Origin of the sequence: Cyanobium sp. BA5m-10 (assembly GCF_024346255.1) — a bacterium.
Taxonomy (GTDB): domain Bacteria; phylum Cyanobacteriota; class Cyanobacteriia; order PCC-6307; family Cyanobiaceae; genus Cyanobium_A; species Cyanobium_A usitatum.
On sequence record NZ_JAGQCP010000008.1, the window covers coordinates 23,685 to 46,354 of the forward strand.

Sequence of the window (22,670 nt, forward strand, 5' to 3'; positions counted from 1 at the left end):
CATTTCTGCTGCTCGGCGCACGGGCCTGTTGGTTCACATCAATCAGGTCGAGCTCACCCACTTCAAGTCCTTTGGCGGCTCGATCACGATCCCGCTGCAAGAAGGTTTCACGGTGGTCACGGGCCCCAACGGCTCCGGCAAAAGCAACATCCTTGATGCGGTGTTGTTTTGTCTGGGCCTGGCCAGCAGCCGCGGCATGCGGGCAGATCGCCTGCCGGATCTAATCAACAGCGCCATGCTGCGCGAGGGCAAGGCCGCCGAAACCTCGGTGAGCGTGCGCTTTGACCTCAGTGAGTGGCAACCCGACCAGGCCGAAGCAGGCCTGGAGCCGCCCGAAGAAGGGCCCTGGATCAAGCCAGGCCAACAGGAGTGGACGGTGAGCCGGCGCCTGCGGGTTGCCCCCGGCGGCACCTATGCCAGCAGCTTCAGCGCCGATGGGGTGAGTTGCAATTTGCAACAGCTCCAAAGCCAGCTGCGGCGCCTACGGGTGGATCCTGAAGGCAGCAATGTGGTGATGCAGGGTGACGTCACCCGCATCGTCTCGATGGGCGCCCGGGACCGGCGCGGCATCATCGACGAGCTGGCTGGTGTAGCCCTATTCGACAGCCGCATCGAACAGAGCCGCGGCAAGCTTGATGAGGTGCAGGAGCGTCAGGAGCGCTGCTCAATCGTGCAGCAGGAGCTGCTCAGCTCCCGCCAGAAACTTGAGCGCGACTGCGCTAAAGCCCGCACCTATCAAGACCTGCGCCAGCGCCACCACAACGGCCGCCTGCAGGAGCAGGTGCTGGCCTTTGAAGCAGCCCAGGCGAACCAGGCTGCCCTGCGGCAACGCAGCGCCAGCCTCGCCAGTCAGCAACAGGCTGAACGCGAGGCGATCAGCGAGGGAGAAACGGGCCTGGCTGCCGCCGCCACCGTGCTCGAGCAACTCCAAGCTGAGGTAAAAGCCCTAGGTGAAGATCAGCTGATCGCCGTGCAGGCCGAGCTGGCAGGCCTTGAGGCCAGTGGCCGCGAACTAACCCGCCAGGCAGGCAAACACCAGCTCGATGCCGAGGCCCTGCAACGCCAGCGCCACGAGCTGGCCCGCACTCAGGGCGAGCTGCGCCAGCAGCAGCAGGCCCTCGAGGCCAGTTCCGACCAAGCCGCTCTCAGCGATGCCGAAGCCGGCTGCCGCGATGCCGAAGCCGCCGTGGAGCTATCGCGCCGCCGGCTTGGCGAGGTGGCGGGGCGCTCCGGCAGCTGGTTGGAAGAACAGCAACAGCGCAGCCGCGCCCGCCAGCAGCTGGGCGAGCAGATCAGCCCCCTGGAGGCCGAGCGGCAGCAATTACAGGAGCGGCTGCGGCAGCACCAGGAGCGCCTGGCCGAGCTCGGCGCCGAAGAGCAGCAGGAAGGGGCCAGCCATCGCAGTGCCCAGCAGCAACTGGAGGCCACCGAAAGCAGCTGGCAGCAGGTGCTGGAAGCCACCCGCCTGGAGCAGCAGCAGGTGCAGGAGCTAGCCGAAGCCCTGGCCCTTCAGCAGCGAACCCGCAGCCGCCTCGAGCAGGAGCAAACCCAGCTCGAGCGCGAGATCGCCCGACTGGACAGCCGCCGCGAAACCCTGCAGGAAAGCCGCGGTACCGGTGCCCTGCGGGTATTGCTGGAGGCTGGCATGGACGGCATCCACGGGCCGGTGGCCCAGCTCGGCGAAGTGGAGGAGCGGGTGCGCCTGGCGCTGGAAGTGGCCGCCGGCGGCCGCCTTGGCCAGGTGGTGGTCGACGACGACCGCATCGCCGCCCGCGCGATCGAGCTGCTCAAAAGTCGCCGGGCAGGCCGGCTCACCTTCCTGCCGCTCAACAAGATTCGAGGGGGCTCCGGTGGTAGTGGCGGAGCCGCCCTGCAACGCGGTGGCGCGGCAGGCGGTGCGGGCAGCGGTGGCCCTGCAAGCGGTGGGCTGGTGGGCAAGGCGGTGGATCTGGTGGGTTACGAGCCCGTTTACGCCGAGGTGTTCCGCTACGTCTTCGGCGACACCCTGGTGTTCGACAGCCTGGCCAATGCCAGACGCGAACTGGGCCGCTGCCGGGCCGTGACCCTCGACGGCGAACTGCTGGAGAAGAGCGGCGCCATGACCGGCGGCAGCCTGCAACAGCGGGGCAGCCAGCTCAGCTTCGGGCGCAGCCAGGACGGCGACGAAGCCGCACCCCTGCGCCAGCGCTTGCTGGAGCTGGGCGAGAGCCTGCTGGCCTGCCGACGCAAGGAAGCCGAGCTGGGCCAGCAGCTCGAGACCCTGCGCCCCCGGCTGCTCTCACACCAGCAGCGCCAGGCGGGCCTGGAGGCCGAGCGCAGCGCCGCCCAGCGAGCCCTAGCCCCCCAGCTGCAACGGCAGCAGCAGCTGGGCAGTCGCCTGGGCCAACTGCAGGAGGCCTTGCAGAGCGATCTGCAGCGCCAGCAGCAACTCGAATCCCTGCTGTTGCCGCTGCAGCAACAACGCCTCGCCTTGGAAGAGGCCGAAGCTGCAGTGCAATCCTCCGGCGATGCAGCCCGCTGGCAGGGGCTGCAGAGCGAGCTGGAGGCGGCCGACTCGGCCCTGGCCGCGGCCCGCAGCCAGCGTGATGGGCTGCTGGCGGCCCGGCGCGAACGGGCCCTGAGCGCCGAGCGCCTCAGCAACCAGCTCGAGGCCCTGAGCGCCGATGAACAGCGGCTGGTGGCCGCTGTTCACACCCTGGTGGAGGAGCGAGCTCGCTGGAAAGAGCAGCACCAGGCGGATCAGTTGCGGCGCAGCACCTTGGCAGCCGAGCAGCAGCAGCTGCAAACCCGCTTTGGCGAAAGCCGCCGCGCCCGCGATGCCGCCGAAGCCCAGCTGGCCGCCCAGCGCCAGGCCCTGCAACAGCGCCAATGGGAACTGCAACGCCTCGGCGAGGAGATCGAATCGCTGGCCGAACAGCAGCGTGGCGACCAGCTGCGCCTCGAACAACTGGAGCGGGAACTGCCTGAGCCAAGGCCGGAGATTCCCGCAGAAGTGCGGGAGGCGGGTCTGGAAGCCCTGCAGGCGGAGCTGCGCAGCCTGCAGGGCCGGATGGAAGCCCTCGAACCGGTGAACATGCTCGCCCTCGAGGAGCTTGAGCAGCTCGAAACCCGCTTGGCGGAATTAGAGGAGCGGCTCGAAGTGCTCAGCAAGGAGCGCGAAGAGCTGCTGCTGCGCATCGAAACCGTGGCCACCCTGCGCCAGGAGGCCTTCCTTGAAGCCTTCACAGCGGTGGATGGCCATTTCCGCACAATTTTTGAAGGGCTATCCGACGGCGAGGGGCAACTGCAGCTGGAAAACCCGGAAGCACCCCTTGAAGGTGGCCTCACCTTGGTGGCCCACCCCAAGGGCAAGGCGGTGCGGCGGCTCAACTCCATGAGTGGCGGCGAGAAATCGCTCACGGCGCTGAGCTTCCTGTTTGCCCTGCAGCGCTTCCGCCCTTCGCCCTTCTATGCATTAGACGAAGTCGACAGCTTTCTCGACGGCGTCAACGTGGAGCGCCTCGCCGCCCTGATTGCCGGCCAGGCAGACCAGGCCCAATTCATGGTGGTGAGCCACCGGCGCCCGATGATCGCCGCCGCAACCCGCACCATTGGTGTCACCCAGGCCCGGGGCGCCCACACCCAGGTGGTCGGGTTACCGCCCGCTGCCTGAGCCGCCCCTTCCCCAGCGGAGCAGGTGAGCCACAATGGGCCGACTGGGCCACGGGTACGACCCTTTCATTGACCTCCTCCATCCCCCCTTCCTCTGATCCCGGGGCAACGGCTGCCGCCCCAAGTGATCGCCTCTGGTTGCGCTCCGAGCTGATGGGCACCCAGGTGATCACCCGCGACACCGGCCGCCGGCTGGGCGTGGTGGGCGAGGTAGTGGTGGATGTCGACCGGCGCGAAGTGGTGGCGCTGGGCCTGCGCGACAACCCTCTGACCCGCTTCCTGCCAGGCCTGCCGCGCTGGATGCCCCTCGACCGGATCCGCCAGGTGGGCGATGTGATCCTGGTTGATTCCGCCGATTCGCTGGCGGAGGGCTTCAACCCTGACCGTTACAGCAAGGTGATCAACTGCCAGGTGATCACCGAAGCGGGCGACCAGCTGGGCCGGGTGCTGGGCTTCAGCTTCGACATCGAAACCGGCGAGCTGGCCACCCTGGTGATCGGCGCCCTGGGAGTGCCCCTGCTGGGTGAAGGCGTGCTGAGCACCTGGGAGCTCACGGTTGAGGAAATCGTCAGCAGCGGGCCGGATCGAATCATTGTTTACGAGGGCGCCGAAGACAAGCTCAAGCAGTTGGGCTCCGGGCTACTGGAGAAGCTTGGTATTGGTGGGCCGAGCTGGGAGCAAGAGGAGCGGGATCGATACCGCACCGGAATGGTGCCCGTGGAAAACCAACTGGCTGCAGGCCAGCCGGCAGTGCAGGAACAGCGCCGCATCCAGCCGGCCACCAGCCAGACCTTCGAGCCCGATGAGGAGTTCGATTACGTCGAACTCGATGAGCAGCGCCAACGGGAACCCCTGCGCCAGCGCCGCTACCTCGACGAGGAGGAGAGCCGCTACGAGCAACCGCGTTACGAGGAATCAAGTTACGAAGAACCCCGCTACGACGAGCGTCCAGCTGAACCCAGTCGCCGCCCCCTGCAGGCCGAACCCCTGCCCAAGCAGGCACGCCCCATCGAGGCTCGATCTCTTGATGCTCGACCACTAGAACCTAGACCACGAGAAACTCGCCCCCTAGAGAGGCGGCCCGCCCCCACCCCCTACCGCGAACCCCTGGATGTGGAGGCTGAAGACCTGGCCAGCAACGACCTAGAAGATCCCTGGTAAAACAGTCCAGGATCGAGGCTCAATAGCCCTCTCAGCTCGCCTTGAAAGCAAGGGACGCCGAATTGACGCAGTGGCGCTGACCGGTTGGGGCCGGGCCGTCGTTGAAGACGTGGCCAAGGTGGGCGTCGCAATTAGCGCAGCGAATTTCGGTGCGCACCATGCCGTGGGCGTTATCGGTGTGGGTGCTGATGGCAGCAGCGCTTACCCCATCCCAGAAGCTGGGCCAGCCGGTACCGGAATCAAACTTAGTGGCGCTGCTGTAAAGCTCGGCATCACAGCAGATGCAGTGGTAGCTGCCATTGCCATTCTGGGTCCAGTAAGCGCCGCTGAAGGCACGCTCGGTGCCGCCCTGGCGGGCAACCCGGAACTGCTCAGGCGTCAGCTGCTGGCGCCACTGCTCCTCGCTGGCCCCGCGGGCCAAGCCACTGTCGAGGCCGCAGGCTGAAGGGTCGGAAGAACTAGCAGCGTCGACCATCGAACTCAGCGAAATGAGTCGCAAGCCTAGGCAGCTCAGTTGGGGATGTTCAGGTCAGAGGCACTCAGCTCTGGGGGCAGCAGCTCCTGCACCAGGGCCGCCAGGCTGGCCACCGCCCCCGGCTGGCCTCGCAGGCTGCGCAGATCGGCGCGCATCTGCTCCAGTCGCTCCGGTGCCGCCAGCCAGTCGGCGGCTTCGGCGGCGATGGCCTCAGGGGTGATCGCCCCAACCCGCTCAGGCACCACCAAGCGGCCAGCGGCAATGTTGGGAGAGGCCAGAAAGCCCCGGTGGCGCAGGCGCCAGGCCGTAATCAGCACCCCAAACAGCCAGCGCAGCAGGGGCAACCGCCCCAGCATTCCGGCCAGTCCATCCCAGGCCTGCATGACGTGCAAGTGCTGGGTTGGCACCAGCACCAGCATCGGCACCCCCAAAGCAGCCAGTTCGGCGGTGTTGGCGCCCACGGTGGTGAGGGCCAGGGAACACTGGCTCAAGCTGCCGTAAGCCGGATTCTCCCGAACCAGCCGAATCCTGGTGCCAGCTGGCGTCTCAAGTAGATCCGGAGCCAGCAGGCGGGGCTGACCCGACCGGTAGGTACGGGCGATCGGATTGGCGGGGCCAGCCTGATTCAGCAGCTCCTCCACCGCAGTGGTGGGAGCCAGGGGCAACAGAAAGCGACAGCCAGGACGAAGGGCCGCCAGCCGATCGGCCGTCTCCAGCAAAAACGGCATGCCCACACGCAACTTGGCCCGCTTCGAGCCCGGCAGCAGCGCCAACCACTCCCCTGCCGGCAAGGGCGCCTCGCTGCGGGCCGACTCCGAGAGGTCTGCCATCAGGTCACCTACCACCGTGCAGCGGGATGCCCAACGCGGTGCCAACTGGTCAGCAGCCAGGGGTCCCATGGCAGCGATGCGGTCGTTCCAGCGGGGCCAGCGGGCCACCCATTCCGCATAGGTGAGATGGCGGTAACCCAGCCGTGCCGAGAGCAGCACAGTCCAAAACTGATCACCCCCTAAAAACACCACCAGTCCCTGGCGGGGCCAGGGACCAAACCGCTTGGGGCGCAGTAGCAGCGACCAAAATTGACGAGCTGGCACTATGCGCTCAAACAGGCCCCAAGCGGCGGCGGCTCGATGCTCCTGTCCCGTGCCGTTTGGACAGGGCACAAGCAGCAACTTGAGGCTGCAGGCGGCCGTAGGCACCTCAGGCCGCAGCGGTATCTGGCGATGCAGGCGCTGGGCGAGGGGACGAACCCAAGTAGACAGCTCTCCGGGGCCGTTGCTGACAAGCACGATCGCTGCCGAGGGCCGGATCGATTCGGGCAAGGCCTGGATGGCTCGAATTAAGAAATGCGGATGACGAGACTTGAACTCGTAAGGCCGAAGCCACACGCCCCTCAAACGTGCGTGTCTACCAATTCCACCACATCCGCATGTGGTTCGGATCGCTAAGCGTTCCGGTGCGAGCAATATACCCATCGCCGGCACCAGAATCGTCTGAGGGAGCTGTCCAGGCAGCACTGATACAGTCCGCCTCAGCCCATATCAGCTGAGACGCCGCGGATGCCCATCGGCAAGTTGCTGATCGCCAACCGTGGCGAAATAGCCCTACGCATCCTGCGCACCTGCCGGGAGCTCGGCATTCCCACCGTCGCCGTTTACAGCACGGTGGATAAAAACGCCCTGCACGTGCAGCTCGCCGACGAAGCCGTTTGCGTTGGAGAGGCGCCCAGCAGCAAGAGCTACCTCCACATCCCAAACATTTTGGCGGCGGCCACCTCCCGGGGTGCTGACGCAATTCACCCCGGCTACGGCTTCCTGGCCGAAAACGATCGCTTCGCCGAGATCTGCGCCGACCACGGCATCACGTTTGTGGGTCCCTCCCCCGAGGCCATCCGCTCGATGGGAGATAAGTCGACCGCTAAGGCCACAATGGAGCGGGTGGGGGTGCCCACCATCCCCGGTAGTGCCGGCTTGCTGGCCAGCCCGGAGGCGGCTGCGCGATTGGCCGAATCGATGGGCTACCCGGTGATGATCAAAGCCACCGCTGGTGGCGGCGGCCGCGGCATGCGCCTGGTGCCTGGGCCCGATCAACTCGAGAGCCTGTTCAAAGCGGCCCAAGGAGAAGCGGAGGCTGCCTTCGGCAACCCTGGCCTGTACATGGAGAAATTTATCGACCGGCCCCGGCACGTGGAAGTGCAGGTGCTGGCCGATCGCCACGGCAACGTGATTCACCTGGGCGAACGCGACTGCTCGATCCAGCGCCGCCACCAAAAGCTGCTGGAAGAGGCCCCGAGCGTGGCCATCAACGCCGACCTGCGCCGCCAGATGGGCGATGCCGCCGTGGCCGCCGCCCGCACCATTGGCTACGAGGGCGCCGGCACCGTGGAATTCCTGGTGGACCGCAGCGGGGCGTTTTATTTCATGGAAATGAATACCCGGATCCAGGTGGAACATCCGGTCACCGAGATGGTCACAGGGGTAGATCTGATCGCCGAGCAGTTGCGTATTGCCGGTGGGGAGCCGATCTCGGTCACCCAAGACCAGATCAAGCTCTGCGGGCACGCCATCGAGGCGCGCATTAATGCCGAAGACCCCCGCCAAAACTTCCGGCCCGCCCCCGGCAAAATCACCGGCTGGCTACCTCCTGGCGGCCCCGGCGTGCGGGTCGATAGCCACGTGTACACCGGCTATGAGATCCCGCCCTTCTACGACTCCTTGATCGGCAAGGTGATCGTCTGGGGCACCGATCGCCCCCACGCCCTCAGGCGGCTGCGCCGGGCCCTATCGGAATGCGCGGTGACCGGCATTCCCACCACCATCGACTTTCACCTGCAATTGCTGGATCGCCCTGAATTCCAGGCGGGCGACGTACACACCAAATTTGTCGAACAGGACATGCTTCCGCAGAAGGGCAGCTAAGCCGGATCTGAGTTCAGCCGATCCCGACGCTCTGGGCCCGAAACAGCACCTGACTGACAAGCCCCTGCTGCCCCACCAAAATTTCTCGCACCAGGCTGAGCAGACCCACCCACACCACCGGCGTCACATCAACGCCACCGATCGGTTTGATCAGCCGACGGGTGAGGGCAAGCAAGGGCTCGGTAGGGGCTCCGACCAGGCGCATCGCTCCGCGGCTCAGATCAATCTGGGGATACCAGGTGAGCACGATACGAAACAGAAAAAGCAAGGTCCAAAGCGCCAGTCCCAAGGCCAGGGCCAAGTGCAAGCCCGACAACAACGGCAGCCAGGACTGGGGTAGGGAGGTGGCTGCCGTCACAAAGCTCTAAGTAGCTGGGCTCCCAGCGTAGGAAGCCGCCACCACTGCCTAGGATCGGGCCACGAATCAAGCCATAGAGCTGTTCCTGCCATGACGCCATCCCTGGCCAATTTCCTGACCAGCCTGCTTGCCGGCGCCGTGATCGTGGTGGTGCCCATCACAATCGGGCTAGTGCTGATCAGCCAAAACGATCAGCTTGATCGTCGCCTTTGAGCTCCTGCACCTGAGTATCTCCAGGTCTCTAGCTGCTCGGGCTCAACTGCCTACACTGACGAGACTGACTGTCGGGTGAAAAACCGTGGTTAATGCCAGCCTGAATTGGGCCAGCATCGTGGGCATAGTGCTTGCGGTGGGCGGTGCACTGCTTTATTTCATGCGGAGCTTCAAGCCCGCACTCGCCCGCGATTACGACGTCTTTTTCGCTGCAATTGGGTTACTCTGCGGCGGCATCCTGTTTTTTCAGGGTTGGCGCCTCGATCCAATCCTGCAATTTGGTCAGTTTCTGCTCGCCGGCACCACGGTCTTTTTCGCCTACGAAAGTGTGCGCCTGCGGGGGGTAACCACGGAGCAGGCTCGCCGGTCGTCCTACTTCGACGACGACGAACCAATGCCTGAACCAGGCCCCTACAGGCCGAGGATGGGTGGCCGCGCCTGGGGGGAGGCCTCTACAGATAGCTTTGATGAGCCCGAGCCGCTTAGGCGCCGCATCCCCTCCCGCGGCGAAAGCGATGAGCCAGATGAGGAAGATTTTTACCGGGCACCCCGTCCCAGCAGTAGGGCCGCAATCCCTGAAAGGGCCGCCAGCCGCCGCCCTCCCCAAGAGGATTGGGCACCCCAAAGCTCTAGCCGGCCCAGTATCGATTTCGGTGCCCGCAGGCGTGATCGAGATGGCGCAGTAGAGCCACGACGGGGCAGCCGGCCGACAGCCGCTAGTGAGGCCATGCCTCGCTCCAGCCGCAGGCCCGCGCCCACGGCCCCTGCTTCGGCCTCAGAAGCTCCTAGGGCATCCCAACCAGCGGGAGTACCCCAAGGCTCACCGATCAGCCCAGCAACCCCTGCCAGCGGCAGAAGCAATCGCCCAGCGGCAAGCGATATCAGTGATGCGGACTTCACGCCAGTGAAACCCTCCAGTCGCCCCGAGCCCAGCCCCCGAGGCATTAGCCCCCGGGACAACAGCTCCCGCTTCGACGACTGAAGCTTTTCGCCGTCAACATATTTGGTCCCCTAGGGGTGTCTGCCCTGCTGCTGACAACCCTGAGCTTGCTTATCAGCGGCTGTTCAGGTGGAGCGTGGCTGGCCCGTCGCAGTGCTGGCCCGGTTGGGGTGTTCAACGGCAACAGTCGCCAAGAACCCGCCCTCAGCGGCCAGGGGCGATTTCTTGCCTCAGTGGTTGATCGAGGTGGCCGGGCCACCCTGCTTTTGCAGGAGCAGCCCAGCGGCCGAATAGTGCCCCTGCGCCATTTCCAAAACCGCCAGCCCCACAGCTCCCCCTCCCTCAGCTGGAACGGTCGCTACGTGGCGGCCCTGGTGCAACAGGGAAACCAAAGACTGGCCCTGATCGAAGACCGAGCCAACGGCAACCTGCACCGGCTTCCCCTACCGGCGGACAGCACTTCAGTGCGCCTCAGCCTGTCCCCGGAGGCACGCCAGCTGGCGGTGCAGGTGGCCCAGGCTGGCCAGTGGCGCGTGCAGCTGTTTGATCTGCGCAGCCTTCTTGAGCCAGACCTGCCCGGCGGCCTTGCCGTTCAGGGGGGCGGAGCGGAGCCCTCGCCATGAGGAGCTCATTAGCAAAAAGAGCCATTGCGGCAGCAACCGGCCTGCTGCTGGGTGGCTGCCTTGCCCCCATGCCGCAGCCCATAGTGCCGCTCAACTCCCGGCTGGAAGCCATAGGTGCCAACCGGGATCCAGCCCTTTCAGGGCGCTGGCTGGCCCTAATCAGCGGCAGGGGCGGCCGCGAACAAGTGCTGCTGCTGGATCTGGAGCGCCAGCAGCCCATAGACCTACCGGGCCTCAACCGGGCCGATGCCCAACCGGTGAGCGTCAGCGTCGACGCAGCAGGAGAGCGAATTGCCCTGGTGCGGCAGCTGGAGGGACGCACCGAGCTGGTGCTCTACCGGCGTTCGGTGCAGAGCCTGCAACCCATACCGATGGTCCCCAGCGGAGTTGCCCGCCAGGTGCAGCTGCAGGCCGATGGTCGCCAGCTAGCTGTTCAGGTGAGCAGGGGCGGGATCTGGCAGGTGGATCTGGTGCAAATTCCATAGGGCACCAGACGCTCAGGGCACCAGGCCAGACCAGCGCAGAAACGTCTCGCCGCTCAGGGCTTCGATCAGCAGCAGGGCAATGAAGCCCACCATGGCAAAGCGACCATTCACCCGCTCGGCGTAGCCGCTCCAACCAAAGGCAGGCACTTCGCTAGTTGTTGCACTGGTTGTAGGGCTGATTTCTGGGGTCTGGTCGGGGCTTGGTTCAGGCATGGGGTCAGGTAGGGGATCAGGCGTGGCGGCCCACTTCATAGCCGGCCGCGGGTAGCAGCCGCCAGTTGCCGCTGCCATCGAGCTCCAGCACGGTGTCATGGAAGGCGGTGAGGGTGGGCCTATGACCGACGCTCACAAAAGCCATCTCCCGCTCAGCCAGCAGGCAATAAAGGTGACGCTCAGTTGCCACATCGAGTGCGCTGGTGGCCTCATCTAGGACAACAAAACTCGGTGAATTGAGCAGCAGACGTGCAAAGGCCAAACGCTGTTGCTCGCCCAGGGAAAGCAGGCGAGGCCAATCCTGAATGATGTCGAGATCGGGGTAGCGCCCAACAAGCTCGGGCAGCCGCACCTGCTCCAAAACATGGCGCAGCTGTTCGTCACTAAAGCGATCAGGCTGGAGCGGATAGCAAAGCTGCTCGCGCAGGCTGCCAAGCAGCATGTAGGGCTTCTGGGGAATGAACAGCAGATCTCCCTCGCTGGGACGCTCCACCCGGCCAGCAGCCGGGGGCCACAGACCACTGACCATGCGCAGAAAAGAGGTTTTGCCGCAGCCCGATGGGCCCACAACCAGTAAACGCTGATGAAGATTCACCTCAACACTGAGGTCGCGGATCAAGGTGCGATTGGTGCGGGGCGGCACCAAATCGACATGGCTAACCAGGATCGAATTTCCACTGCTACCGGTGCTCGTGGCGGCCAACTGGGCTTCAAGCGCTGCAGCTTCAATGCCGATTGAATCAACCTTGCCCTGAAAACCCTCAAGCCGGCTGATCGAAGCAGAGAACGCCGCAAGACGATCGATGTTATTAACAATATAACTCACCGAAAATAGCACCTGACTGAAAGCAATACTTGCCTGGCCAAAGACTCCAAAATCGACATCTTTAGCGAAATAAATAGGAGCTATTACCAGCCAAGGCAGGAAGCGAGAAAAATAATCATAGGAACGCTGAATGACACTAATGAGCGCTTCCCAGATGATCAGGCGCTCATAATTTCTAATAGCCCCTTCCAGCCTCCTGCCTGCCTCACGACCCTCCTGTTGCTCGCCCCGATAGAAAGCAATCGATTCAGCGTTATCGCGAATATGGACCAGCCCATAGCGAAAATCAGCCTCAAGCTTGAGCTGTTGATAGTTCAAGTTCACCAGCTTCCGGCTGGCAAAAACAATTAGACCTGTGCCACCAACAGAGTAGACAAGCAGCACCAAGGCCAACTTGTCGCTGATAGTCCACAATACAATTATAAAACTGACGAAAGTGAGCAGGGCAGATATTATCTCAACCGTGACACTGAGACTGGTGCCGGTGAAGCTGGCCGCGTCTTGTGAAATGCGCTGATCGGGGTTATCAATCTCCTCGATTGACTCATCATTTGGATTGAGAACGTAATAAGCCCGATTTGAAAGGTATCGGCTCAACAGGCGGCCGCTCAGCCACTCGCGCCACAGCAGGCCAAGCTTGGGGATTAAATAACTCTGAATAGCCCTGATCGGCAGAGCTATAACCAAGCAAAAAGCATAAATAGCAACGATCTTCCAAAACTCCTCAGCCTTGTAGCCGACCAGAGCATTTTCGATGTTGCGAGCTACATAGCTAATCCCCACATTGATACCATTGACAACCAGGATCAGCAGGGTGATCACCGCCATCAACAACCAGGGCAACCAGCGCCCGTGACGCAACTTGCCTCGGAAAGCCACAAAACAGCCCAGCCCACCGGCCAGCAGCACCATCACCAGCGGCCCGATCGGGCTGTTCCAAATTGCTGCCACCTGCTCGGGCACCCCGGGCAGGAAACGGCTGCGCAATTCGGGAATCACGGCGCCGGTCAGGGCCAAAACCCCAGTGAGCAGCAACAAGGTGCTACCTACGACCACCGCAAGCAATGCCACCACCAGCAGTAGAAACTGCCAGCTCTTGGTGTCGTCTACCGGCAGGAAATAGGGCTGGGCCAGGCGTTGCAACTTCGCCAGTTGACCGCGAAGAGCCTTGAGGGGGTTCATGGGGCAGGTCGAATCAGGTCATTGTCGCGGGCCCGCGGTCAGCCCGGGGGCCAGGCCAGCGGACGCCCCCCTAGCACATGCACATGCAGGTGAAACACGGTCTGGCCCGCATCCGCGCCGCTGTTGATCACTGTGCGAAACGACTCCAGACCCTCCTGGCGGGCCACCTGGGCAGCCACAAGCAAGAGGTGGCCGAGCAGGAGCTCGTGCCCGGCAGTGGCATCAGCAAGCTGGGCGATCGGCTGGCGTGGAATCACCAGCACATGGACCGGAGCCTGGGGCGTTACATCGCGAAAAGCCAGGCAATGCTCATCGGCATACACCTGATCGCAGGGGATCTCGCCGCGGAGGATGCGCCCAAAGATCGTGTCTTGGCTCACAAAAGCAACGGGGGTGGGACAGGGGTGGCACTAACGGTGTAGTAGCACATGGCGTGATGTTGGCACGGTGCAAGACGGCGGCGCTGCAGGGTCTGGAGGCCAGGCCAGTGCTGGTGGAGGTGGATCTGGCTCCCGGCTTGCCGGGCCTGCAGCTGGTGGGCCTGGCCGATGCGGCTGTGCAAGAAGCCCGGGAGCGGGTGCGCTCGGCCATTCGCCACAGCAGCCTGAAGGTGCCGCTGACGCGGGTGGTGGTGAATCTGGCCCCCGCCGACCTGCGCAAGGAGGGGCCGGCTTTTGACCTGCCGATCGCCCTGGGCCTGCTACTGGCCAGTGGCCAGCTGGATGCCGCCAGCAACAACGAGGTTTGGAGCGCCGGGGAGCTGGGGCTGGACGGCAGCTTGCGGCCGATCCGGGGGGTGCTGGCGATTGCGATTGCAGCCCGGAACCATGGCGCCCGGGCCTTGGTCGTGCCCCAGGCCAATGCCTGGGAGGCCGCATTGGTGGAGGGGCTGCGGGTGTGGGGCGCCGCCGATCTCGGCCAGGCCTTATGGCGACTGCAGCATCCGCGGGCCCGTCCGGCCGCCCCTGCCCGTGCCCGTGCCCCCGCCTCCGCCATCGCGCTTAAACAAGCCAACGCGCAGATAACCGCCAGGCCCGCAGCTGAAGATCTTGCCGACGTCAAAGGGCAGCCCCACGGACGCCGGGCCCTGGAGATCGCAGCAGCCGGAGGCCACCACCTGCTGCTCTGCGGCCCACCCGGCAGCGGCAAAACAATGCTGGCCCAGCGCCTGGCGGGGCTGCTACCCCCGCTCGATCCAGCGGAGGCCCTTGAGCTCACCGCCGTCCACTCGGTGGCGGGACTACTGGACAGCAGCCAGGGCTTGCTGCAAACGCGCCCGTTTCGCAGCCCCCACCACAGCTGCTCCGGGCCGGGGCTGATAGGTGGAGGTGGCCAACCCAGACCGGGAGAGCTGGCCCTGGCCCACCACGGAGTGCTGTTTCTCGATGAGCTGGCCGAATTTCGCCGGTCCGTGCTCGACCAATTGCGCCAGCCCCTAGAAGACGGCGAAGTCTGGATTCACCGCGCCCGCCAGCGAACTCGCTTCCCCTGCCGCATCACCCTGGTGGCCGCGGCCAATCCCTGCCCCTGTGGCTGGTTTGGCGACCCAGAGCGCAGCTGCAGCTGCGGGGAGGGCCAGCGGCGGCGCTACTGGGGCCGGTTGTCGGGCCCCCTGCTGGATCGCATTGATTTGCAGGTGGTGATGAGACGGCCATCCAGCGCCGCCCTAACGGCACCGTTTAGGGACCAGGGCGGCAGCCCGGCCAGCGACGAATCAAGCGCTGAGGTGCGAGCAAGAGTCCGCCGGGCCCGGGCCCACATGGCTGCCCGCAATCCCGGGGGCTGCTGCAACAGCCGCATCGCCGGAGGTCAGCTGCAGCAAGTGCTTCAACTGGAAAGCGAAGCCTTAGAAGTGTGGGAGGCTGCGATTCAGCACCGGCAGCTCAGTGCCCGGGCTGGCGCCCGGCTGCTGCGGGTTGCCCAAACGATCGCCGACCTAAACGATCAAGCCAGTATTGACGCAACTGCAATTGCCGAAGCGCTTACCTACCGGTCGTTTGATCAAGGGGTATCTCGCTAAGCGGGAGACCAGATCAAAGCGATCAACGGCGGCGGCGGCGCTGCTGGGCCTTGCGCTTGTACTTCTCAACAGGTGTCTCGTGGTGACGCAGACGCTTTAGGTCAGCGAAGATGCCCGCCTTAGACACCTGGCGCTTAAAGCGACGCAGGGCCGATTCAATCCCTTCGTTTTCGCCGACGGTGACCTGGGTCATGAAGCGCTGCGCTGCTCACAGAGCTTGCCAATGTAGCAACTGCCTTTCCGCTCACACCACTCCCCCCTGCTTCGAGGTCAGCGCTTGGTGCCAGAGAGGCCTGAAATGGGGCTGGGCGCAACTACCGGCAGCCCAGGCTGGATCGCAGCATCAGGCCAGGTATCGCGGTAGAGATACACGTGGCCCAGATTGCGACCGCCGTAGGCCCGGCGCTTGAGCTGCCAGCCCGGTTCAAACACCAACTGGAGGAAGCCAGCGCCCTGGCCCTTAGTGCGAGCAACTAGCATTTCAGGGCCCGCTCCGGCCTTGGTTGGCACGGCCAACAGCACGTTGTCGCCGCTCTGACGCAGAACTGTTAGGCGGTAACTCGTGGCCAGATCTGCACCGCCGACTCGCACCGAGTAGCCGTTGGCATCGATGAAGCGGCTGCAGATGCCGCTGAAATCAAAAGTTGCAAGCAGGGGGCTCACCGGAGCTGGTGACCCTGGGGCCACGGCAAAACAAGGCCGAGTCGGCTTGACCTGCTCATAGATGTTGAGTTGGGCGCGGACGCCATCGCCGATGGGCGCTGCCACCAGAACAAAACGCTCCTGGCTGAGATCCGCAGCTTGAAACAGGGCGCTGGCCATGGCTGGGGTGGCAGCAAATGCCACCCCAGCGGCGAAAGCTCCAGCTGCCATGGGGAGGGAATTGACGCCCAGATGGGGCAATCTCATCACGGCATTGGCAAGCAACATGTGCTTAATCGTATGCGCGGTATCCGGCAAGGTCTAGGCCGGCTTGTTGATCCGGATGGCCACCAACAGGGCCGCAACCGTGCCGGGCAGGCTCAGGCCCAGGATCCAGAGGGTGGTCTGCTGTCCCAAGTCGGGTTCGCCGTAGGCGAGCTCAAACACCGAGCCCGTGGAGGCGATGCCAAGTATGCAGGCAAGAGCCAGGAACAGGCCGGCCAGGGGTTTCATGGGCATGGAGAAGAACGATCAGCGGATGGAACGGACATCTGCCCGTTGAAAGCCCTTTTCCAGCAGGCCTTCATTGAGGCTGAGCTCATCGGTGACCCGGTCAACAAAAAGCACACCTTCGAGGTGGTCCATCTCGTGCTGGATGCAGCGGGCCAGTAGGCCATCAGCCTTGACCCGTTGGGGGCGGCCCATCTCGTCGCGATAGCTGACCTCAATCGTGGCCGGGCGCACTACATTCAGATAAACGCCAGGGATGCTGAGGCAGCCTTCCTCATAAGTCTCGATTGCAGCACCGAAGCAGGCGATCTCGGGATTGATCAGGACCATCGGCGCCGCGGCGGCATTCTCGGGATCAAGATCAATCACCAGTAGCTGCTTATGCACTCCCACTTGGGGTGCCGCTAAACCAATGCCCTTGGCCGCATACATGCTGCGCAGCATGTCCCGGGCCAGATCTCGCACACTCTCATCAACCTTGCTGATCCGCTTGGCCGGGGTGCGCAGCACCCCATCGCCAAGGGTGTGGATCGTGAGGGGGGACTCCTCAAGGGCATCCTTGGGCACTTGAACGCCGCGGCTGGCCTGAACGGCGGAGCGTGCCATCTGGGCAAAGCTGCCGGCTGAACTGCGGGCCAACGCGATACTTGAACGAACGACATCCACTTTATGTCGTTATCCCTCGGTGCATGCGGTGGCTGACCCCCCTGGAGCCCTTCCCGCCGCTGTTGTGGTGGGCCAAACCCCCAGCCTGCGGGAGCCACGGCTACTTGACGGGGTGCTCTATTGGCTGGAGCAGCGACCCCATGAAGGGGGGCGCACGACCCTGCTGCGGCGCCTGGGGCCAGACCAGCCAGCAGAGGAGCTAACCCCTGGCAGCTGGAATCTGCGCAGCCGGGTGCATGAATACGGTGGCGGCAGTACGGCCCTGGGCCACAGGAGCGATGGCCGGCCAGTAGCAGTGTTCAGCCACGACGGTGACCGCTGCCTCTGGCTGCTGGAGCTCGATGGCAGCGATCGCCAGCCGCGACGGCTCAGCCCGCCAGGTGGCTACGGCGGCGGCTTGATCGATGCCGGCCGCGACCGCTGGATCGGCGTGCGGGAAAGCGGCAGTGATAAAGGTGCTGGCTGCGACCAGCTGGTGGCTGTTGGGCTGGAAGGTGGCGAGCCCCAGCCGTTGGTGGTGCCAGCCGACTTCTGCGGCTACCCGGCCCTGAGCCCCTCCGGCGCAGGGCTGGCCTGGGTGGAGTGGCAGCAGCCCTTCATGCCCTGGGAGCGCAGCCAGCTCTGGCTGGGGCACTTCGATGCGGCAGGCCAGCTCAGCGGCCGCCGCCTGCTCGCAGGATCGGGGGTGGAACCAAACCCGAACATTTCGGTGTTCCAGCCACTCTGGTGCGGGCCCCACCTGGTGGTGGCAAACGATCGCTCAGGCTTCTGGAACCTCGAACAGCTCGACAACGCCGAGGGATTCGACGCAGAAACCCTGAGCGCAGAGGCGCCGCTTGCCTGGCGGCCGCTGCTGCCCATGCAGGCGGAATTCGGCCTGCCCCAGTGGGTTTTCGGCATGGGCACCCAGGCCTGGGATGGCGAGCAGCTGCTGGCCATCGCCTGCCTGCAGGGGCGCTGGCAGCTGGGCCGCGTGGAGCTGCCGAGCCAGAGCGGAGGTGCCGGCCAGTGGCAGCCCCTGGCCATCGCCTTTGATGATCTGGCTGGTATTTGTGCCGAACGGGGACGGCTGGCCTGCATCGCCGCTTCAGCAACTGAACCAGCGGGCCTGCTCGAGCTGGACCTGGCCAGCGGCAACTGGTGGCATAGCCCTGCTGCCGCCTGCCCTCTGGCGACGCAGGCGATCAGCCTGCCGCAGGAGCTGTGGTTTGAGGGCCACGGCGGCGCCCGCAGCCACGCCTGGTTTTACCCTCCAGCCGGGGGAGCCCACCGGGAGGCACCATTGCTGGTGAAAAGCCACAGCGGCCCCACCGCCATGGCCCGCACGGCCCTGAACTTGGCCATTCAGTTTTGGACAACTCGAGGCTGGGGGGTGGTGGATGTGAACTACGGCGGCTCGACCGGCTTCGGCCGCGCCTATCGGCAGCGGCTCGCTGGCCAGTGGGGCGTGGTGGATGTGGACGATTGCGCCGCAGCAGCCCAGAGCCTGGTGGCGGCGGGCCAGGCCGATCCCGACCGCATCGCCATCGAAGGCGGCAGTGCCGGCGGCTTCACCACCCTGGCCGCCCTGTGCTTTACGGACGTATTTCGCGCCGGCGCGAGCCGCTACGGCGTAGCCGACCCCAGCGCGTTGGCGTCTGAGAGCCATCGCTTTGAAGCCCGCTATCTCGATGGGCTGATCGGCCCCTGGCCGGAAGCGCGCGCCACCTACGAGGCCCGCTCACCGCTGGCCCACGCCGATCAAATCCGCTGCCCGGTGATCTTTTTTCAGGGCCTCGATGACAAGGTGGTGCCACCGGAGCAAACAGACCGCATGGCAGCAGCGCTCGAAGCCAACGCCATCCCGGTGGAGGTGCACCGCTTCCCGCAGGAGGGCCACGGTTTCCGCGATGGTGCCACCTTGATCCGCGTCCTGGAGGCCACTGAGGCTTTCTTCCGCCGGCACTTCAACCTGTGATCGCAACCTTGGCGAGCGACCTGCTGCCCAGCTTCGGCTGGTTGGCCCTGGCCCTGGCCTGCCTCAGCCTGATCCTGGCGGTGGGGCGAGCCCTTGGTGCCCGCTTGCAGCTGCGACTCTGGGGCATCCCCGAAGCCCTGCTGGCCGGCCTGCTGGGCCTGCTACTGGCCCCGGACGGCCCCCTGCCGCTGCTGCCTCCTCAGGTGATGCAGCTATGGGCCGATCTGCCGCTGGTGCTGCTCACCCTGGTGTTTGGCTCGCTGCTGCTCGGCAAACCCCTGCCCAAACTGGAGGGGCTGTGGCGGCCGGTGTCGGGGCAGGTGTCGCTGGCGCTGGTGCTGGCCTTTGGGCAATTCGTGGTGGGGGGCCTGGCGGTGCTGCTGGTGCTGCAGCCCTGGCTGGGGGTGAGCCCGGTGATGGCCTGCCTGATCGAGGTGGCCTACGAGGGCGGCCATGGCTCCGCCGCGGCGATGGGGCCGAGCTATGCGGCCCTGGGCTTTCCCGGCGGCCAGGCCCTGGGCCTAGCCATGGCCACGGTGGGGCTGCTGAGCTCCACTTTGGTTGGGGGGCTGGTGGTGGTGGTGGCCCGCAGCCGCGGCTGGCTGTTGGCCGATGCCCCAGGCAGCGCACCCAGCGAACCCACCAGCACGGCCAGCGGCGATTCAGGTGGCGTGGCGGCCAGGGCGGCGGCTTGGGCGGTGAACCTAGCCCTGGCGGGCATGGCCGTGCTCACGGGCGTGGCGCTACTGGCCGGATTGCGCTGGCTCACCGCTGGGTTGGGGGATGGCGTTGCCAGCGTTGTTGATGCGCTGCCGGTGTTTCCGTTAGCGATCGTGGGGTCGCTGCTGGTGCGTTTAGCGCTGGAGCGCAGCGGCAAAGCCCATTGGGCCTCTTCCGCGGTGCAGGGCCAGGTGGGCACCCTTTCGGCAGATTTGCTGATCACCGCCGCCACCGCCGGGCTGGATCTGGCCCTGCTCAAGGCCGACTGGCTGCCGCTCACGGTGCTTGCCCTAGGCGGCCTGGTGTGGAACCTGGCGGTGACCCTGCTGCTAGCCCCGCGGCTGCTGCCCGCCGACTGGTTTGAGCGGGCGGTGATTGAGTTTGGCCAGGCCACGGGAGTGGCGGCTAGCGGCCTGCTGCTGCTGCGCATGGCCGATCCAGACGACCGCAGCGACGCCCTACCGGCCTTCTCGATCAAGCAGCTGATGCTGCAGCCGTTTTTGGCCGGAGGTGTGGTGACCGTAGTGGCGCCGCTGGCGGTGACGGGTTGGGGGCTGCCGCTTTGGACCGGCTTCTGCTTTGCCCTGGTGCTGCTGTTTGGCGGCACGGGGCTGTGGCTGGCGCGCAATCAGGCGCCGGCGCCGTAGTGCAGGGAGCGAAACTGCTGATGCACCGCGGCCATCTGGGCAGCGCTGAGCAGCGGTGGCTCACCGAGTTGCAGGGCCTGCAGATACATCTGGGCCAGCGTTTCCACCTCAACGGCGATGCGCAGGGCTTGATCGAGGCTGGTGCCGAGGGTTACCTGGCCGTGCTGGGCCAGCAGGCAGGCCAGCCGATCCTCCATGGCCTGCACTGCCAAGGCTGAGAGCTCAGCGGTGCCAAAGGTGGCGTAGGGCGCGCAGCGGATGTCGTTGCCGCCGGCCACGGCGGTCATGTAATGAAAGGGGGGGATGGGGCGGCCGTGGCAGGCGAGGGCCGTGGCATGGATTGAGTGGCAATGCAGCACCGCCTGGATCTCAGGCCGGCTGGTGAGGAGATCGGCGTGCAGCCGCCACTCGGAGGAGGGCCGCCACCCACCAGCCACCGCCGCGAGCGGCTTGCCGCTGGGATCAATCGCCACCAGATCCTGCGGCTGCATCTGCTCGAAGGGCAGAGAGCTGGGCGTGATCAGCAGACCACCCGGAATCCGCACCGATAGGTTGCCGGAGGTGCCCTGATTGAGCCCGCTGGCGTTTAGGCGCCGGGACACCTCCACGAGCTGCTGGCGCAGCTCCTGCTCAGTCATTGCCATAAAGCTCCTGCAGCCCAGCCTCCGTGGCCGCGGCCACGCCCCGCTCGGTGATCAGGCCCGTCACCAGCCGCGCCGGCGTGACATCAAAGGCCGGGTTGAAGCCGGCGCTGCCCGTTGGCGCTAGCTGCACCGTGGTGATCGCGCCATCCGGCGCCCGCCCCTGGATGTGGGTCACCTCCTCGGCGCTGCGGGCCTCGATCGGGATCTCGGCCACGCCATCGCCAATCGTCCAGTCGATCGTGGAGGCGGGCAAGGCCACATAAAAGGGCACACCGTTGTCGTGGGCGGCCAGGGCCTTGAGGTAGGTGCCGATCTTGTTGCACACATCGCCGCGGCGGGTGGTGCGGTCGGTGCCCACGATCACCGCGTCCACCTGGCCGTGCTGCATCAGGTGGCCGCCGGCGTTGTCGACGATCACGGTGTGGGGCACGCCCTCCTGAGCCAGCTCAAAGGCGGTGAGCGAGGCGCCCTGGTTGCGCGGCCGGGTTTCATCGACCCACACATGAATGTTGAGCCCGGCGCGGTGGGCCTTGTATATCGGCGCCAGGGCCGTGCCCCAGTCGACGGTGGCCAGCCAGCCGGCGTTGCAGTGGGTGAGCACATTGAGCCTGGCGCCTGGCCTGGCCGCCGCCAGCTGCCGGAAGATCGCCAGCCCGTGCTCGCCGATGGCCTCGCCCATGGCCACGTCCTCATCGGCGATCGCCGCGGCCTCCAACCTGGCCGCCTCGGCCCGCTCGACCGGCGGCAGCGGCTGCACCTTGGCCCGCACCCGCTCCAGGGCCCAGCGCAGGTTGATCGCCGTGGGCCGGGTGGCATTGAGTTGCTCAAAGGCTGCCGCCAGAGAGGCGTCGCCCGGATCGGCCTGCAGGGCCAGCATCAGCCCGTAGGCGCCCGTCACGCCGATCAGCGGCGCCCCGCGCACCACCATCGTGCGGATCGCATCAGCCGCCTCAGCGCAGCTGCGCAGGGTGCGCGTCGTGAACTGGTGGGGCAGCAGGGTCTGATCGATCACCCCCACTGCGCGGCCATCCGGCTCCAGCCAGATCGTGCGCCAGGGCTTGCCGTCGATGTTCATGGCTGCGGAAGTGGGCCGAGTCTTCTCCTGATCATCTCTGGGGGTGGGGAACTGGGGCAGATCAGCGCCAGGAACAGCAGCAGAAAGATTTTGGGAAGGACCGTCTCGCAATTCGTACAACCTGTACAGATTCCCGGAGCCTGTCGCAAACCCAACCACACACCCCTGCCACCTGCTCAAATCAGCCGGTAGCCAAACCAATCCGGCACCTGGCTCTGGCTCAGGCCCTCAAGGTGGGGCTCCAGCTGCACATGCCAGCGCTCACCGCCCAGCAGCTCCAGCTGCTCGATCGCCAGGCAGTCGTCCACGGCCGCCAGGTCATCCTTGTGCTGCTGCAGGGCCCCACGCAGCCACTGCCGCTTGGCCGCTGCCTTGGCCGCCTGGGGCGAGCGGGCCACCACCAGGCCGAAATGATGCAGCTCCGCGAGGCAATCGGGGCGGTAGGCGCCCAGGTTCACAAACCACAGCCGCTCGGGCCGGGGCGCGGCCGGCTCGCGCCTGAGGCTCACCGCGAAGCCATCCACCGCCCGCACCGCCAGGTAGCTGTCCAGGTGCAGGCCCTCACGCCTCCCGAACCACTGCCGCCGCAGCTCCGGAAGCGCCGCTTCGATCGTGGCGCCCGCCACGAAGCGCACGTCGTGGAGCTCGATGTGGCAGCCCGGGGCGCGGCCGCCCAGCACCACCAGAAACAACTCGGGTGCGCTCACGGCTGTTGCTGGTCGGGCGGAGAAATCAGCGCCAGCA

23 protein-coding genes and 1 tRNA gene are annotated in these 22,670 nt (G+C 65.5%); 10 read left to right on the top strand and 14 right to left on the bottom strand.

What is annotated here, in order from left to right; all coding sequences use genetic code 11:
- Window positions 1-28 precede the first annotated feature (28 nt).
- Both smc and KBY85_RS05040 read left to right on the top strand, forming a co-directional pair.
- Window positions 29-3,652, top strand: a complete 3,624-nt coding sequence (smc, locus tag KBY85_RS05035; protein ID WP_254960440.1) for a chromosome segregation protein SMC — start codon at window positions 29-31, stop codon at window positions 3,650-3,652.
- Between the two features lie 68 nt (window positions 3,653-3,720).
- Window positions 3,721-4,812 (top strand): PRC-barrel domain-containing protein, encoded by a 1,092-nt coding sequence (locus tag KBY85_RS05040; RefSeq protein ID WP_254960441.1) that lies wholly within the window; start codon window positions 3,721-3,723, stop codon window positions 4,810-4,812.
- 31 nt (window positions 4,813-4,843) lie between these two features.
- Here the strand turns inward: KBY85_RS05040 and msrB are convergent, their stop codons facing one another.
- The 3 genes from msrB to KBY85_RS05055 form a co-directional block, all read right to left on the bottom strand.
- Window positions 4,844-5,287 carry a peptide-methionine (R)-S-oxide reductase MsrB gene (msrB, locus tag KBY85_RS05045; RefSeq protein WP_254960442.1) on the bottom strand — a complete coding sequence of 148 codons (444 nt, stop codon included), beginning with the start codon at window positions 5,285-5,287 and terminating at the stop codon, window positions 4,844-4,846.
- A 35-nt stretch (window positions 5,288-5,322) separates the two neighbouring features.
- A complete protein-coding gene (locus tag KBY85_RS05050; RefSeq protein ID WP_254960485.1) occupies window positions 5,323-6,618 on the bottom strand; it encodes a glycosyl transferase in 1,296 nt (431 codons plus the stop codon).
- A gap of 16 nt (window positions 6,619-6,634) precedes the next feature.
- Window positions 6,635-6,716 (bottom strand) — tRNA-Leu (locus tag KBY85_RS05055).
- A gap of 130 nt (window positions 6,717-6,846) precedes the next feature.
- On the opposite strand from KBY85_RS05055, the gene accC reads away from it, so the two are divergent.
- Window positions 6,847-8,205: an acetyl-CoA carboxylase biotin carboxylase subunit gene (gene accC, locus KBY85_RS05060; protein WP_254937700.1), complete on the top strand. Its 1,359-nt coding sequence runs from the start codon at window positions 6,847-6,849 to the stop codon at window positions 8,203-8,205.
- Window positions 8,206-8,218: 13 nt separating this feature from the next.
- Here accC and KBY85_RS05065 read toward each other — a convergent pair whose 3' ends face one another.
- Window positions 8,219-8,563 (bottom strand): YggT family protein, encoded by a 345-nt coding sequence (locus KBY85_RS05065; RefSeq protein ID WP_106632599.1) that lies wholly within the window; start codon window positions 8,561-8,563, stop codon window positions 8,219-8,221.
- Window positions 8,564-8,653: 90 nt separating this feature from the next.
- Between KBY85_RS05065 and psbX the strand changes: the two genes are divergently transcribed.
- The 4 genes from psbX (at window position 8,654) to KBY85_RS05085 (ending at window position 10,824) form a co-directional block, all read left to right on the top strand.
- Window positions 8,654-8,776, top strand: coding sequence for a photosystem II reaction center X protein (gene psbX / locus KBY85_RS05070; protein ID WP_106632598.1), 123 nt, complete (start codon window positions 8,654-8,656; stop codon window positions 8,774-8,776).
- Between the two features lie 85 nt (window positions 8,777-8,861).
- Complete coding sequence (locus tag KBY85_RS05075) at window positions 8,862-9,758, top strand: Ycf66 family protein (protein ID WP_254960443.1); 897 nt, start codon at window positions 8,862-8,864, stop codon at window positions 9,756-9,758.
- Window positions 9,759-9,793: 35 nt separating this feature from the next.
- Entirely contained in the window at window positions 9,794-10,339 is a 546-nt protein-coding gene (locus KBY85_RS05080) for a Tol biopolymer transporter periplasmic protein (RefSeq protein ID WP_254960444.1), read from the top strand.
- Window positions 10,336-10,824, top strand: coding sequence for a hypothetical protein (locus KBY85_RS05085; RefSeq protein ID WP_254960445.1), 489 nt, complete (start codon window positions 10,336-10,338; stop codon window positions 10,822-10,824). Before KBY85_RS05080 ends, KBY85_RS05085 begins: the two co-directional genes overlap by 4 nt.
- Before the next feature lie 12 nt (window positions 10,825-10,836).
- Here the strand turns inward: KBY85_RS05085 and KBY85_RS05090 are convergent, their stop codons facing one another.
- The 3 genes from KBY85_RS05090 to KBY85_RS05100 are packed head-to-tail and all read right to left on the bottom strand — an operon-like array spanning window position 10,837 to window position 13,425.
- Complete coding sequence (locus KBY85_RS05090) at window positions 10,837-11,037, bottom strand: chlorophyll a/b-binding protein (protein WP_254960446.1); 201 nt, start codon at window positions 11,035-11,037, stop codon at window positions 10,837-10,839.
- 16 nt (window positions 11,038-11,053) lie between these two features.
- Entirely contained in the window at window positions 11,054-13,045 is a 1,992-nt protein-coding gene (locus KBY85_RS05095; RefSeq protein WP_254960447.1) for an ABC transporter ATP-binding protein/permease, read from the bottom strand.
- A gap of 38 nt (window positions 13,046-13,083) precedes the next feature.
- Entirely contained in the window at window positions 13,084-13,425 is a 342-nt protein-coding gene (locus tag KBY85_RS05100; RefSeq protein ID WP_254930962.1) for a histidine triad nucleotide-binding protein, read from the bottom strand.
- Window positions 13,426-13,481: 56 nt separating this feature from the next.
- Between KBY85_RS05100 and KBY85_RS05105 the strand changes: the two genes are divergently transcribed.
- Window positions 13,482-15,065: a YifB family Mg chelatase-like AAA ATPase gene (locus tag KBY85_RS05105; protein WP_254960448.1), complete on the top strand. Its 1,584-nt coding sequence runs from the start codon at window positions 13,482-13,484 to the stop codon at window positions 15,063-15,065.
- 22 nt (window positions 15,066-15,087) lie between these two features.
- Here KBY85_RS05105 and rpsU read toward each other — a convergent pair whose 3' ends face one another.
- The 4 genes from rpsU to def all read right to left on the bottom strand — a co-directional run bounded on the left by rpsU (window position 15,088) and on the right by def (window position 16,823).
- Window positions 15,088-15,258, bottom strand: coding sequence for a 30S ribosomal protein S21 (gene rpsU, locus KBY85_RS05110; protein WP_010304532.1), 171 nt, complete (start codon window positions 15,256-15,258; stop codon window positions 15,088-15,090).
- A gap of 77 nt (window positions 15,259-15,335) precedes the next feature.
- The gene (locus tag KBY85_RS05115) at window positions 15,336-15,974 is read right to left on the bottom strand and encodes a DUF3747 domain-containing protein (protein WP_254930960.1); all 639 of its coding nucleotides are present in this window, start codon (window positions 15,972-15,974) and stop codon (window positions 15,336-15,338) included.
- Window positions 15,975-16,028: 54 nt separating this feature from the next.
- Window positions 16,029-16,226 (bottom strand): hypothetical protein, encoded by a 198-nt coding sequence (locus KBY85_RS05120; RefSeq protein WP_254960449.1) that lies wholly within the window; start codon window positions 16,224-16,226, stop codon window positions 16,029-16,031.
- Window positions 16,227-16,238: 12 nt separating this feature from the next.
- Window positions 16,239-16,823 carry a peptide deformylase gene (gene def, locus KBY85_RS05125; RefSeq protein WP_254930958.1) on the bottom strand — a complete coding sequence of 195 codons (585 nt, stop codon included), beginning with the start codon at window positions 16,821-16,823 and terminating at the stop codon, window positions 16,239-16,241.
- 88 nt (window positions 16,824-16,911) lie between these two features.
- Here def and KBY85_RS05130 point away from each other — a divergent pair, with 88 nt between their 5' ends.
- Window positions 16,912-18,840, top strand: a complete 1,929-nt coding sequence (locus tag KBY85_RS05130; protein ID WP_254930957.1) for a prolyl oligopeptidase family serine peptidase — start codon at window positions 16,912-16,914, stop codon at window positions 18,838-18,840.
- The gene (locus KBY85_RS05135) at window positions 18,837-20,207 is read left to right on the top strand and encodes a sodium:solute symporter (protein ID WP_254960450.1); all 1,371 of its coding nucleotides are present in this window, start codon (window positions 18,837-18,839) and stop codon (window positions 20,205-20,207) included. The genes KBY85_RS05130 and KBY85_RS05135 overlap by 4 nt, the downstream gene beginning before the upstream one ends.
- Here the strand turns inward: KBY85_RS05135 and KBY85_RS05140 are convergent.
- The 3 genes from KBY85_RS05140 to KBY85_RS05150 all read right to left on the bottom strand — a co-directional run bounded on the left by KBY85_RS05140 (window position 20,189) and on the right by KBY85_RS05150 (window position 22,633).
- Window positions 20,189-20,845: a class II aldolase/adducin family protein gene (locus tag KBY85_RS05140; RefSeq protein WP_254960451.1), complete on the bottom strand. Its 657-nt coding sequence runs from the start codon at window positions 20,843-20,845 to the stop codon at window positions 20,189-20,191. The genes KBY85_RS05135 and KBY85_RS05140 overlap by 19 nt on opposite strands.
- Window positions 20,838-21,926: an S-methyl-5-thioribose-1-phosphate isomerase gene (gene mtnA, locus KBY85_RS05145; RefSeq protein WP_254960452.1), complete on the bottom strand. Its 1,089-nt coding sequence runs from the start codon at window positions 21,924-21,926 to the stop codon at window positions 20,838-20,840. The genes KBY85_RS05140 and mtnA overlap by 8 nt, the downstream gene beginning before the upstream one ends.
- 176 nt (window positions 21,927-22,102) lie before the next feature.
- The gene (locus KBY85_RS05150) at window positions 22,103-22,633 is read right to left on the bottom strand and encodes a DUF1543 domain-containing protein (RefSeq protein WP_254930954.1); all 531 of its coding nucleotides are present in this window, start codon (window positions 22,631-22,633) and stop codon (window positions 22,103-22,105) included.
- Between the last annotated feature and the right edge of the window lie 37 nt (window positions 22,634-22,670).

Bases quoted from the DNA above. Each gene is read 5' to 3' on its own strand.
- msrB (WP_254960442.1), bottom strand. From the start codon at position 5,287: ATGGTCGACGCTGCTAGTTCTTCCGACCCTTCAGCCTGCGGCCTCGAC.
- KBY85_RS05105 (WP_254960448.1), top strand. From the start codon at position 13,482: ATGTTGGCACGGTGCAAGACGGCGGCGCTGCAGGGTCTGGAGGCCAGG.
- psbX (WP_106632598.1), top strand. From the start codon at position 8,654: ATGACGCCATCCCTGGCCAATTTCCTGACCAGCCTGCTTGCCGGCGCC.
- def (WP_254930958.1), bottom strand. From the start codon at position 16,823: ATGGCACGCTCCGCCGTTCAGGCCAGCCGCGGCGTTCAAGTGCCCAAG.
- KBY85_RS05090 (WP_254960446.1), bottom strand. From the start codon at position 11,037: ATGCCTGAACCAAGCCCCGACCAGACCCCAGAAATCAGCCCTACAACC.
- KBY85_RS05140 (WP_254960451.1), bottom strand. From the start codon at position 20,845: ATGACTGAGCAGGAGCTGCGCCAGCAGCTCGTGGAGGTGTCCCGGCGC.
- KBY85_RS05085 (WP_254960445.1), top strand. From the start codon at position 10,336: ATGAGGAGCTCATTAGCAAAAAGAGCCATTGCGGCAGCAACCGGCCTG.
- KBY85_RS05095 (WP_254960447.1), bottom strand. From the start codon at position 13,045: ATGAACCCCCTCAAGGCTCTTCGCGGTCAACTGGCGAAGTTGCAACGC.
- accC (WP_254937700.1), top strand. From the start codon at position 6,847: ATGCCCATCGGCAAGTTGCTGATCGCCAACCGTGGCGAAATAGCCCTA.
- KBY85_RS05115 (WP_254930960.1), bottom strand. From the start codon at position 15,974: ATGAGATTGCCCCATCTGGGCGTCAATTCCCTCCCCATGGCAGCTGGA.
- rpsU (WP_010304532.1), bottom strand. From the start codon at position 15,258: ATGACCCAGGTCACCGTCGGCGAAAACGAAGGGATTGAATCGGCCCTG.
- KBY85_RS05120 (WP_254960449.1), bottom strand. From the start codon at position 16,226: ATGCCCATGAAACCCCTGGCCGGCCTGTTCCTGGCTCTTGCCTGCATA.
- mtnA (WP_254960452.1), bottom strand. From the start codon at position 21,926: ATGAACATCGACGGCAAGCCCTGGCGCACGATCTGGCTGGAGCCGGAT.